The sequence below is a fragment of the Flavihumibacter stibioxidans genome (genome assembly GCF_014332695.1).
GTDB classification, from domain to species: Bacteria; Bacteroidota; Bacteroidia; order Chitinophagales; family Chitinophagaceae; genus Flavihumibacter; species Flavihumibacter stibioxidans.
Window position 1 is genome coordinate 22,210 of the sequence record NZ_MBUA01000028.1, and the last position, 11,975, is coordinate 34,184.

An 11,975-nucleotide genomic window follows, 5' to 3' on the forward strand; every position below is an offset into this window, starting at 1 on the left:
CCCCCTACTTTCGCGCATGCATCAACCCGGACTCATCATCTACACCGACGGATCAAGCAGGGGAAACCCCGGCCCCGGCGGCTATGGCACCATCCTCAAATGGGGAACCAAAGAAAAGGAATTATCCCAGGGATATCGCAGGACGACCAATAACCGCATGGAACTGATGGCAGTGATTGCCGGACTGGAAGCACTGACCAAAACGGGCGTACACATAACCATCTACAGCGACAGCCAGTATGTGGTAAAAGCTGTAGAACAGGGCTGGCTCCGCAACTGGATAGCCACCGATTTCAAAGGCGGGAAAAAGAACAAGGACCTCTGGACCAGGTATTACCGGCTTTCCCTGCAACACAATATCCGCTTCCACTGGGTGAAGGGACATGCAGACAACCCATTCAATAACCGCTGTGATGTGTTGGCAACTACAGCAGCTGACGGCAAACACCTGCTGATTGATGAGGGGTATGAAGCAGAGAACAACTGATCACTGAAGCTGTCTGACAGCGGCCAGAATTTGTGTATCCTCACCTTTGCGCAGATCGGATATCAATTGCCCTACGGGCAGGTCAATTTTCACCCCTTTGCGCTGGACAAAACGATCCCCGGCACTTCGCTCACCCACCGCCGTGAATCCTATTGACAGGTTACCAGGCAGGTAAACCCAGGTCATATTGCCTGTGGCACCTGCTGTCTGGCTTCCCAGCACAAGGGTAGCCGGCCGCTGTGACAATGAGGCCGCCACACTCTCAGGCAGGCTGCCGGTATTCGCATCCACCAGCACAATAAGCTTCCCTTTATAGGCGGGGAGTTCCAGCGTTTCAAACGGCCTGTATTCCATCCGGCTGGTCCGGAAAAAGCCCGGATAATTGGCCAGCCAGTTTGTCTGGAAACTATAGGGTCTACAGTCTGTCAGCAGGGCATCCTGCAACACCATGATCGTATTAAAATCCGGATAACCCCTCAGGTCCATCACCACACCCTTTGATGCATTCATCGCGCCAAGCAATTCCGGCAGGGTATCTTTTTTCCGGATGCCAAAAGCCCTGACATACAGAATACTGTCAGCCACATATTTCCATAATTCGCTATTCTTTTTACCCCATCCTGATATGACCGCATAAGGATATCGTTTAATGGTTGTTGTTATAACCTCACCATCCCTTTCAAGTTGGATATTCACCTTGTCTGTGGAATCCACATTCAGCAGATAGCCTGATATCATTCTGTGTAAGGCCGCATCATTGGATCCGCCCATGATGCCTGACAATTCCGCCTCCCTGTCCTGAACCGGACTGCCGTTAATGGATGTGATGATATCCCCCGTCCGGAAATTATATTCCTTCGCAACAGAATCAGACGGCACTTCAGAAATAACATATTTTCCGGCCAGCCAGGCAATCGTAAACGGCGGATTAGGGCCCCAGTAATGACTGTCGAAATACCTGTCATTCACAAAAGAATGACTGTCGTGGAGAGAGGCAGACAGCCGGCGAACTGTTTTCCCATATTCAAGCCTGCCCTGCACTTTGTAAAAGGAAGGGATCTGATTTTTCAATACCCCGATCCAATCTGTGGCAGCTATTTCCTTGTGCGGATAAAAATACCGGATGATATTCCAGTAACGGAACAATCCCAGCAAACGCACTGATGCATCTGCCGCGCCATCATTGTATAATGTATCAATGAACAGCGGGTAGTCAAGCGTGTGTTGCTTGTACTTAACGGTGGCTTTCCGGTTGGTATCCGGTGAATGATACTGCCAGAGTTCCCCGAAGCCGGATTTCATTCTGGCCGGTAATGCCATGGCCTCAATATCTTTCAGGGAGAATATTGAAAATATACTGTCGCCCGAAGGTTGCTTCATGTGGCGTTCCGGTTCCGCAGGTGGCAGTGAGTTATATAACCGGGTCAATATCTTATCCAGGTCCTTCTTCCGCTCTGCCTTCAGCACCCCTGGAATATTGTCAACAGCAACACTGTCCCAGTTGATGTGGCCCTTTACAACAGCCGGGTGAAAATATTTAAGGAAGCCCCACCATTCTGCAAAAACGGCCAGGTTCTCAACCTGCTGGCGGGATAAAATGTCTTCCTTTGGAAATTTCTTTCCGATGTGTTGCGATTTACTTTCCAACGCCGGTAGCAGCATCAGCAAAAGCAACCATTTCAACATATTTTTCATGAAACAAATGTAAACTGCCTGAAAAGGAATGGCGGTCACATGACTAAGATTTATGATAAGTATGCCCATTTATCGGATATTTGGTTAATGAGCAAGATGAGTTTACCGGCCGACCTGGTAATTCAGCAGTTACCGGAAGATGCCACTCCCCCGATGGACCTGCTTTTGATGGCTGATCCGCATAAGGAGGAGGTTCAGCATTACATCATGTGCAGCATAGTATTACAGGCACTCATCAATGGAAAACCCGTTGGTGTCCTCGCACTTACTCCCGAAACAAAGCAGGTTGCTGAAATCCGCAATATCGCCGTGGCACCGGAATGGCGCGAAAAGGGAATTGCCGGCCAATTGCTGAAGGATGCCGCCGCGCTTGCGACCAGGCTGGGTTATAATATCCTTCAGGTATGTACCGGCAATTCAAGTATCCGCCCCTTCCAGGTTTACCAGCAATATGGATTCGAGTTAACAGATGTTCGCTGGAATCATTTCACGCTTCATTACCCCGAACCCATCATTGAAGATGGCATAGTTTGCCGCCACCAGCTGGTTTTGACAAAACAACTATAGGTCCTGTTTCAATTTCTCCATCGCCATTTTTTCAAGTCTTGCGTCCTTGCGCTTTTGAGCCAGTGCCAGCATGGACTCATATGCTGCTTTTGCACCGGGCTTGTCTTTCATTCCATGGTAAGTATCGCCGATAAACAACTGCAACATCGGCTCCTCAGGATAATATTTCGCACCCAGTTTTAACCATTGCAGTTTGAGTGCCTCATCACCGCCGGCTCCCATGGCATCTCCTACCATTCCAAACATTCCCGGATGTGGCTGAACATTCACTTCCTTGAGTAATGAATCGGCATGCGCGGAAAAATATTCCATTCCGGTTGCCCTGACCTTATCATATACCCGCACCCACATCAATTGCTCCACAGGGTCCACTGGCAGGCCCTTTGCCATTTTAAAATAATTCGCCATGATGCGTCGGCTGTCCTGGTACATATTGGTAAAGGATATTACAATTATTTTACTGGCAGTATCCATATAGGCATCAACGGAAAAGCCCGCCCCGCCACCATTGTGGCCAACTAATAGCGTGCCGGGAACACCAGTGTTGAAGTAGGTCTCCAGTCCGAATGCATAATACCTGTAAGACGGATTTTTAGGTGCTTTCCCGTTTCCGCTGATCATGGTCTGCAGGGTAGCGGCACTGACCAGTTTGTTTTCCAACAAGGACAGCATGAAGCGGTAATGGTCTTTGGTTTGCGCGATCCAGCCGCCGGCAGCACCTGCTTTTCGGCCCAGGGTTTCATCCATCCTGATGAATTTACCACTATGGATGACCCTGTAAGGCTGCGCCCCGGTTGCTACGGGCATAACGGTGTCGCCCAGGTGCCGGATGGTTTTCATTCCCGCCACATCAAAGATGTTTTTCCTGAAATACTCATCAAATGGCTGCCCGCTGATCTTTTCAATGATCCAGCCAAGAATCTTATAACCTGAATTACTGTAAAACATCGGCCCGCCCGGTTCTTCATAAGCCCTTGGCACTTCCTTGATAATCTGTACCAGTTCCTCTTTCGTGTAATCCTTCTTGAAAGAAAACTGCGGATGATCCCAGGGACTCTGCAAACCAGAAGTGTGGTTCAGCAATTGCTCAACCGTAATCTTGTCCGCCTTGGCAATTCCCATTTCGGGCAACAGTTCCTGCAAAGTCTGGCTGAGTGTCAGTTTGCCTTTCTCCACCAGCTGGAAGATGGCCGTGGCGGTAAACATCTTGCCTGTAGATTCGGTTTTGAATTCAGTTGTCAGTCGGTGCGGTATCTTCTTCTCAAAATTGGCCAGTCCATATGCCTTTTCGTACAATACCTGGTCTCCTTTGGCCACCAATACAACACCATGGTAGCCATTAGCCTGGTACGCATTGGTAAGGCTGTCAAACCTGGTTGTATTGGCGCTTTGCGCATTCACATAACTGGAACCCAGGACCAACAGGCCAAATAGTAATTTTTTCATCGATAATATTTAAGCTTTTAGAAGCTTTTCGTGCTAATCAGGTTACCTGAAAAAATGAAAACCACATAAATATGTGATGCCCCCTTCATTAACTTTACATGATTGATATGCTTAATAATACCATTACCTATTTCCGGCACAAACCAAGTATCAGTATCGGATTTCTCTTTGCTGTCGCCAGCATTTTGCTGGGCATCTGGGTGGCAGCCATCCCCCAGATAAAAGGACGGCTGGGGCTGACAGATGCCACACTGGGCCTTTCCTTATTGCTGGCTCCTGCCGGTGCATTAACCGGAGTGGTTCTGGCGCCGGCAGTATTCAGAAAAATCAAAGTCGGCACCTGGTTATTTTGGGGGCATATCCTGATCTGCCTGATTTTTATCGCCCAGGTAATTGCCCTTAACCCGGTGATGCTCTGGCTGGCACTTTACGCCAACGGCCTGGTTGGATTCCTGAACGGCGTTTCCACCAATGCCATCGTAGATCAATTGGAGAGAAAGCATCACAGGCGCATCATGAGCACCTCGCATGGCATGTACAGTCTCGGAGGCGGCATCAGTGCAGGTTTGGCCGGATTATTTTATTCCTTTCACCTGTCAACAGCCTGGCAGATACTGTTGGTGGCCGCCCTGCTGATTCTTGTACTGCTGACCCTGAAACAGGGTTTTTTCAAATACGACCAATACATAGAATCAGATTCCGGATTTCGCTTACCCACGGGTAGTGTACTTGGACTTGCCTTCATCTGTTTTGTTACATTTATGGGGGAAGGATGCGTGGCCGACTGGAGTGCCATCTACCTCAAAGAATCACTGCAGGGCAGCAAAGCGATTGCCGGATTTGGCTTCGCAGGCTTCTCTATAGCCATGGCCATCGGGCGCTTTAATGGCGACACCTGGATTCCCAAACTGGGCAGCAAAAGAATGGCCATCACAGGTTGCCTGGTTGCCGGATCAGGGTTCCTCCTGGCCATCGGCTTTTCAAACATAGCTGCAGCCATCGCGGGTTTTACACTCATCGGACTGGGCTTTTCCTGCGTTGTACCCATCCTTTTCAGCACCGCTACCAAAGTCCCCGGGGTTAGTCCCATTGCCGGCATTTCAGCAGTGGCCAGCGGGGGATTGATCGGGTTTCTTGCCGGACCATCCATGATCGGACTGGTAGCGGAACAGTACAGTGTGGCCACCGGGCTGTCCATTCTGGTATTCCTGGCCATACTTGCTGCCTATGTTGCCTGGCGGAATAAGTTCCTTGTTAACCGGAACACTACTGTACCGGTAGTTAATTACCAGGACCAATTATTTTAATCCATGAACGAAGCATTAACCAGGCAGATAACCGAATTATTCGGGGTCACCCGAAGCGACCAGGAACTGATCAGCTCCTTCTTCAAACCAATGAAACTCGACAAGAATGAATACCTGGTTAAAGCGGGACAAGCATGTCATTACCTTACATTTATCCAGTCGGGATTACTTCGGTTATATGTTACCGTTGAAACGAAGGAAGTCACCCAGTGGATTGGCACACCGGGTTATTTTCTGACCGACCTTTCGGCTTTCCTTTTTCGTGTTCCGGCAAGGTGGAATATCCAGGCACTAACCGATGCTGAGCTGCTGAGCATCAGCTTTGATGACTATCGCAGCCTGGTAAGATTCCTGCCCCGGTGGCATGAAATTGAAAAGGGTTTTATTGCAAAATGCTTTATCCAGCTCGAAAACAGGGTATTCCAGCACCTGCATATGAGCGCAGAAGAAAGGTATCTCCACTTACTATCGCACCAACCCGAACTATTCAACCAGGTGCCGCTCCAGTACCTGGCTTCCATGCTGGGCATGACACCCGAGACATTGAGCAGGCTGCGGAAAAAATCCCTGGGATAATAAAGTTTTGACATTTGTCAAGAGCAACCAACGTATTGGGTCAGAGCTTTGTCTTACAAAAACAAAGTATGATGGCAGCAGTTATTCAGACCAGTATCCGCATCGGGGCAGCACCGGAAATTGTATGGAATATCCTGACGGACTTCGGGGAAATGCCCAACTGGAACCCATTTGTACAGGCCATCGAAGGTCAGGCAGAAGTTGGCAGGAAAATCAAAGTAAAATTACCCGGCATGACATTTAAACCTGTCGTGAAGGCCTTTGATAAAAACCGCCGCTTCAGGTGGCTGGGACATTTTTTTGTACCCGGAATTTTCGATGGCGAGCATTATTTTGAACTGGAAGACAATGGAGACGGAACCACCACTTTCCACCATGGAGAGCAGTTCAACGGATGGCTGGTACCGTTATTCAAAGGCAATATGCTCGAAAAAACCAGGCAGGGATTTGAGGCAATGAACAGGGCATTGAAAGAAAAAGCAGAACTTTAATAAGAACAAAAAACTATGCGGCCGAGAATAAAAGTTTGTTGTATCAGTTCACAGGAAGAAGCCAGGATGGCCATAAGGGAAGGCGCATCAGCACTGGGGCTGGTTGGAAGAATGCCCAGCGGTCCGGGTGTTATTACAGATGACCTGATCGCAGCCATCGCCGGCTCCACACCCCCACCCATCGGCACTTTCCTGTTAACAAGTGAAACCAAACCGGCAGATATCATTTCCCACCATAAAAAAACCTTCACCAACACCATCCAGATCGTGGATACACTGGCTGATGGGAAATATGCCGAAATCAGGACGGCCCTGCCTACTATCAAACTGGTGCAGGTTATTCATGTGATGGATGAATCTTCCATTGAGGAAGCACTTGAACTGGCAGCAGAAGTTGACGCTTTATTGCTGGACAGCGGAAACCCGAAACTGGCCATCAAGGAATTGGGCGGAACCGGTCGTGTCCACAACTGGAAACTCAGCCGGACTATCGTGGAGCAATCTCCCGTGCCGGTTTTTCTGGCAGGCGGGCTTAATCCCTCCAATGTGAAACAGGCCATTGATGAAGTGCAGCCTTACGGACTGGATCTCTGCAGCGGCGTGAGAACCAATGGCAGACTGGATCCTGCGAAACTGGAAGCTTTCTTTAAAAACGCCAGCTACTGACCATGTACCGTATGTGATTCGACCAAATACCGATTGGGTGATGGCCTCAGGCTGCAGTCAATTTCCGCTGATCTGTCAGCCATGCATACACGCCAAACAGTACGGTGCTGAATACAAGTGTAGCAACCAGGCTGCCGGTGTAAAAAGGAACGGCATCTCCATAACACTGCAGGAGTCCGGCAAATGTTTTAGGACGACCTAATCCGCCACCGAATCCCCATACAAGGAAATTGGAAACCAGGAAATAGGCAGTCGGGGCTGCTAATGAACCCAGTACAACATTTACCACGGTAATCTTACGGATGGCGAAACCTATGAGGGTCAAACCTGCGAACAGGAGATAATTGGTGATCTGTCCGGAATAAAAACCCGCCATGGAACTCAAACCATTTCTATATAAAACTTCGAAAAGCAGGTCGCTCAGGAACATGGAAAAAATTGGCAGCGCAAAGGCCCATTTTTTATCCTTCAGGACAGCACCACCAAATAAAGCCATGGCAATATGTGGGGCGAATCCAAGCGGACGGGAAGGAATGATGCGGTAGATGGCAGCTGTTACAATCAGCAATACCAGGGAAATCAATATCGATCTGTTCAGTTTCATAATAATTAGAAATGTGAGGACAAAAATAAATGAAAAGGCATCAAGCGCCATTAAAGTTTTTCACGGGCCTCCTTCCTTTCATTACCTGGCAGCAGGAACGGTGGCCCGGTAAATCAGAGCACCGGTAGTGGATTCCAGCGACAATACGGCACCGGCAGTCAGCATCAGGCTGCCACCTTTATCCACATGCAGGCTGTGCCCGCCTGCCTCCGACGCCTTCACAGCGCCCTCCATCACCAGTAAAATATCTACCGTTTGCACCTTAAAAGAATAGGCATCCTTTTCGGCCAGCCTGATCTCGTGCAGTTCAAAATCGTCGGCCGGAGTAATAAATGCTTTTTCATGGGCACTGATTGGCTCTCCTTTCAATATCACGGGCGTTACCGGTTCAAAGCGGACATGTTTCATCAACTCGGGAACATCAATATGCTTGGGTGTCAATCCCCCCCTTAACACATTATCTGAATTGGCCATGATTTCCACGTTCTGCCCCTCCAGGTAAGCGTGCAGGATGCCCGCGTCCTGGAAAATGGCATCACCCGCATTCATGAATACCAGGTTCAGCAGGTACACGGAAAATATACCCCGGTCGATTTGTCCCGGTTGATTAAACGTAATTGCGGCCCTCGCGGCCCAGAAATCGGGGTTCGATTTTTCCAGTTTTCCCGATTCATACAATGGCAGGATTCGTTCGAGCAGGGGCTGCAGACGGCTGTTCACCTGCTCCGGTTCCATTTCCATTACGTAACGGTACAGTGTTTTGTAATCTCCCCCGTTAAAAAAGGCAAGCAGGAACCTTAATTCGGGTACATCATTCAGGATGCGACGCATTGAATCCGGAGCCCGGAACCCATGCAATAACCAGAACGGTCCCAATGCGGTAGCCAGTTCGGGCTTGTGGTTATCATCCTTATAATTGCGATGGCCGGCGGTAAGCGGAACACCTGCGGCATTCTCAGCCTCGAATCCGGCTTTGGCACTTGCCCTGGTCGGATGCACCTGGATACTCAGCATATCTTTCACATCCAACACTTTCAGCAGGTAAGGCAGCCTGCCGAACCGGTGCTTCACTGATTGTCCCAGCACAGACCGATCCTCGTTGATAAACTCATCCAGATCGCCATTTCCTTTTATTGCTGCCGGAGCCTGGATATGGGCCCCGAGCCAATACTCTGCAAAGGGCTGGCCGGCCTCTGCCGACCGTGATAACAACGCGGGTAAAAAGGTGAAACCACCCCATTGATAGTGTTGCACTTTACCTTCCAGTGCAAATATTTTATTTTGTTCTTTCATAAGAAGGGTCGAAAATACTGCAAAACCTCAAACCTTGGATACTCATCTGAAAACCGGCAGGAATGGTGAAGACCTGGCCTGCGACTGGCTGCTGGAAAAGGGATTCAGCCTGCTGGCACGCAACTGGAAATCGGGCCGCAGGGAAATTGATATCATTGCCATGCGGCAGGACACCCTGCATTTTATTGAAGTGAAAACCAGGCGGGCCGATGTGTTCGGCATGCCCGAAGCACAGGTAAAAAGAAAAAAATTGTTGCACATGCAGGCAGCGGCAACCGATTACCTGGAGCAGCATCCGCAATGGCGAAATATCTGTTTCGATATTATTTCCGTGTTGTTATTGCCTGCTGCAACAAGGATCGATTTATTTGAAGATATCTCCTGAAGCAGCCTTCATTTTTTCCACCATCTTCAGTGTGGCGGGGCAATACTGGATATTCTGTTTGTGCACGTGCATATAATCCACCGCCTTCTTTTTGGAGAGGTGCGGAAAGCCCGCGCAGTCTGCAGGTCGCACTTCATAAATGGAACACATATTGGATTTCTTATCCAGGAACTGGCAGGGTTGTGTCACATTCATCCAGTCCTTGTCCTTTTTATCGAAGAACAACCATTTTTCCTTGAAGGCATCCACACTCATTCCCATGTGGGCGGAAATGCGCTTGAGGTCAGCATTGGTGAAAGTGGGACTCATCGTTTTGCAGCAGTTGGCGCAAGTCAGGCAATCCACTTCTTCCCAAACCTGTTTTTCCAGTGAGGGTGTCAGCTTATCCAACCCCCTTGGCCTTTCGTTTTCGATTTTGGTAAGGAAACGCCTCAGTTTGATTTTTTCAGACTGGTATTGTTTACGGAATTTTCGAAGGTTAACGGCTTTGGGATTCGTCGATGCACTCATTATAGCAGTGATGATTTTAGAAAGCGCAATATAAAGGTTTCAATGCGTTAAATTGCTGCCGTAACTTTTATGATGCAGAAAATGTGGGCACCTTACAAGAAAGGATTCAAATCCTGGTTGCGGCTGGAAAAATCATTATCCGACCATTCGGTGGAAGCCTACCTGCATGATATTGAGATGCTCACCCAGTTCCTTGAACTAAGGGGCTGGAATTTCAGTCCGGAGCAGCTTGAGCTGGAACACCTGCAACAGTTCACGCGCTGGATTGCAGAACTGGGCATGACCCAGGCCTCGCAGGCAAGGATTTTGTCGGGCCTGCGAAGTTTTTACAAATATTGCTGGGCGGAGCAGATTATTCGTGCCGACCCGACCGTATTGCTAGAATCGCCCAAACTAAAAAGGACCCTTCCCGATACCCTGAGTTTCGAGGAAATTGAACTGATCATCGGGGCCATCGACCGCAGTAAACCGGAAGGCGAGCGCAATAAAGCGATCCTTGAAACCATGTACAGTTGCGGGCTGCGGGTCAGCGAGGTAGTGGGCTTACAGATTTCCTGCCTGTTCCTGGAAGAAGGTTATATCAGGGTGGTGGGAAAGGGTAACAAGGAGAGACTGGTCCCCATCGGTGAGAATGCCATCCGGCAGATAGGAATCTACCGCGGGCATAGCCGGAATTTCTTAACCATCCGGCCGGGAGCGGAGGATATTTTATTCCTGAACCGACGCGGTGGGCCTTTGAGCAGGGTGATGATTTTCCTGATGATCAAGGACCTTGCAGCAAAGGCAGGCATCCGCAAAAGCATCTCCCCGCATACTTTCCGACATTCATTTGCCACCCATCTGGTGGAAGGGGGTGCAGACCTGCGCGCGGTGCAGGAAATGCTGGGGCATGAAAGCATCACCACTACTGAGATCTATACCCATCTCGACCGTGAGTTCCTGAGGAAAACACTTGCGAACCACCATCCCGCTTTCAGGTTATCCCATTAACCGATCCGTTTCTTTGACGCTCCGTTTTACCATTTATCAAAGCCGCCAACAATTCACCTGGTTCACCGTTATATTTGTTACTCAAATCAGCTCATCATGAAAAAATTGATTTTATCCCTTTCCTTTGCAATTTGCCTGCTGCAGGCTGCTGACGCACAGCAGTTGCGCACCCCGGCTCCCAGTCCGGCAACTACCATCAAGCAGGAGTTTGCCTTATCCAATGTAGAAGTATCTTATTCCCGTCCGGCTATGCGTGGCCGTAAGGTTTTCGGGGACCTGGTTCCATTTGGAAAAGTATGGCGCACAGGTGCCAATAACGCTACCACCATCACTTTTGGTGAAGATGTAATGGTAGGCGACAAAGCCGTACCTGCCGGAAAATACGGCCTGCTGACCATTCCCGGTCCGGCTGAATGGACCGTCATCCTGTCGAAGCAACTGGACGTAACCAGTCCGGCTGCCTACAAGCAGGACCAGGATGTGGCGCGCATCACGGTAAAAGCGGAGAAGCTTCCGATCAGCGTGGAGAATTTCATGATCCTGTTCGACAATGTGCAGCCAACCAGCATGAACCTGGAGATCGTTTGGGAAAATACCGGTGTAAGTGTTCCGGTGAAAGCCGATATTGAAAAGAAGATCATGTCCCAGATCGACAACCTGATGAATAAGGATAACCGTCCTTATTTCGCAGCGGCGATGTACTACCTGGAAAATGGCAAGGACCTGAATAAGGCGCTGGGATGGTTTGATAAGGCTGTTGAGCAGAATCCTTCTTTCTTCTGGGTACACCACCAGAGGGCCAATTGCCTGGCCAAACTGGGTAAGAAGCAGGAAGCCATTGCAGCCGCAAACAAATCCATTGAACTGGCCAAGGCAGCCAAAAACGATGATTATGTTGCCCTCAACGAGAAGCTCCTGGCCACGTTGAAATAGTTTTTTTTGTGTTTCGCGTCTGACG

14 protein-coding genes are annotated in these 11,975 nt (G+C 49.3%); 9 read left to right on the top strand and 5 right to left on the bottom strand.

The window, feature by feature from the left end; genetic code table 11:
- Positions 1–16: 16 nt before the first annotated feature.
- Positions 17–487, top strand: coding sequence for a ribonuclease HI (rnhA, locus tag BC349_RS15695; protein ID WP_187257735.1), 471 nt, complete (start codon positions 17–19; stop codon positions 485–487).
- Here the strand turns inward: rnhA and BC349_RS15700 are convergent, their stop codons facing one another.
- On the bottom strand, positions 488–2,182 hold the full coding sequence (locus tag BC349_RS15700; RefSeq protein ID WP_187257736.1) for a S41 family peptidase: 1,695 nt from the start codon (positions 2,180–2,182) through the stop codon (positions 488–490).
- Positions 2,183–2,221: 39 nt separating this feature from the next.
- Here BC349_RS15700 and BC349_RS15705 point away from each other — a divergent pair, with 39 nt between their 5' ends.
- Positions 2,222–2,749 carry a GNAT family N-acetyltransferase gene (locus BC349_RS15705; RefSeq protein WP_187257737.1) on the top strand — a complete coding sequence of 176 codons (528 nt, stop codon included), beginning with the start codon at positions 2,222–2,224 and terminating at the stop codon, positions 2,747–2,749.
- Here BC349_RS15705 and BC349_RS15710 read toward each other — a convergent pair.
- On the bottom strand, positions 2,744–4,195 hold the full coding sequence (locus BC349_RS15710; RefSeq protein WP_187257738.1) for a serine hydrolase domain-containing protein: 1,452 nt from the start codon (positions 4,193–4,195) through the stop codon (positions 2,744–2,746). The genes BC349_RS15705 and BC349_RS15710 overlap by 6 nt on opposite strands.
- 98 nt (positions 4,196–4,293) lie before the next feature.
- Between BC349_RS15710 and BC349_RS15715 the strand changes: the two genes are divergently transcribed.
- The 4 genes from BC349_RS15715 (at position 4,294) to BC349_RS15730 (ending at position 7,235) form a co-directional block, all read left to right on the top strand.
- Positions 4,294–5,502, top strand: a complete 1,209-nt coding sequence (locus BC349_RS15715) for an MFS transporter (protein ID WP_187257739.1) — start codon at positions 4,294–4,296, stop codon at positions 5,500–5,502.
- Positions 5,503–5,505: 3 nt separating this feature from the next.
- Positions 5,506–6,078 carry a Crp/Fnr family transcriptional regulator gene (locus tag BC349_RS15720; protein ID WP_187257740.1) on the top strand — a complete coding sequence of 191 codons (573 nt, stop codon included), beginning with the start codon at positions 5,506–5,508 and terminating at the stop codon, positions 6,076–6,078.
- Positions 6,079–6,149: 71 nt separating this feature from the next.
- On the top strand, positions 6,150–6,569 hold the full coding sequence (locus BC349_RS15725; RefSeq protein ID WP_187257741.1) for an SRPBCC domain-containing protein: 420 nt from the start codon (positions 6,150–6,152) through the stop codon (positions 6,567–6,569).
- Between the two features lie 15 nt (positions 6,570–6,584).
- Positions 6,585–7,235 (top strand): phosphoribosylanthranilate isomerase, encoded by a 651-nt coding sequence (locus tag BC349_RS15730; protein WP_187257742.1) that lies wholly within the window; start codon positions 6,585–6,587, stop codon positions 7,233–7,235.
- Positions 7,236–7,281: 46 nt separating this feature from the next.
- On the opposite strand, the gene BC349_RS15735 is transcribed toward BC349_RS15730, so the two are convergent.
- Both BC349_RS15735 and manA read right to left on the bottom strand, forming a co-directional pair.
- Positions 7,282–7,839: a DUF6580 family putative transport protein gene (locus BC349_RS15735; protein WP_187257743.1), complete on the bottom strand. Its 558-nt coding sequence runs from the start codon at positions 7,837–7,839 to the stop codon at positions 7,282–7,284.
- Positions 7,840–7,920: 81 nt separating this feature from the next.
- Positions 7,921–9,132 carry a mannose-6-phosphate isomerase, class I gene (gene manA / locus BC349_RS15740; RefSeq protein WP_187257744.1) on the bottom strand — a complete coding sequence of 404 codons (1,212 nt, stop codon included), beginning with the start codon at positions 9,130–9,132 and terminating at the stop codon, positions 7,921–7,923.
- Positions 9,133–9,166: 34 nt separating this feature from the next.
- Between manA and BC349_RS15745 the strand changes: the two genes are divergently transcribed.
- Positions 9,167–9,517 (top strand): YraN family protein, encoded by a 351-nt coding sequence (locus BC349_RS15745; protein ID WP_187257745.1) that lies wholly within the window; start codon positions 9,167–9,169, stop codon positions 9,515–9,517.
- On the opposite strand, the gene BC349_RS15750 is transcribed toward BC349_RS15745, so the two are convergent.
- Positions 9,497–10,027 (bottom strand): YkgJ family cysteine cluster protein, encoded by a 531-nt coding sequence (locus BC349_RS15750; RefSeq protein WP_187257746.1) that lies wholly within the window; start codon positions 10,025–10,027, stop codon positions 9,497–9,499. The genes BC349_RS15745 and BC349_RS15750 overlap by 21 nt on opposite strands.
- A gap of 69 nt (positions 10,028–10,096) precedes the next feature.
- On the opposite strand from BC349_RS15750, the gene xerD reads away from it, so the two are divergent.
- Together xerD and BC349_RS15760 are read left to right on the top strand one after the other, a co-directional pair.
- Positions 10,097–11,017 carry a site-specific tyrosine recombinase XerD gene (gene xerD / locus BC349_RS15755; protein ID WP_246457001.1) on the top strand — a complete coding sequence of 307 codons (921 nt, stop codon included), beginning with the start codon at positions 10,097–10,099 and terminating at the stop codon, positions 11,015–11,017.
- Between the two features lie 96 nt (positions 11,018–11,113).
- Positions 11,114–11,950, top strand: coding sequence for a DUF2911 domain-containing protein (locus BC349_RS15760; RefSeq protein ID WP_187257747.1), 837 nt, complete (start codon positions 11,114–11,116; stop codon positions 11,948–11,950).
- Positions 11,951–11,975: the final 25 nt, after the last annotated feature.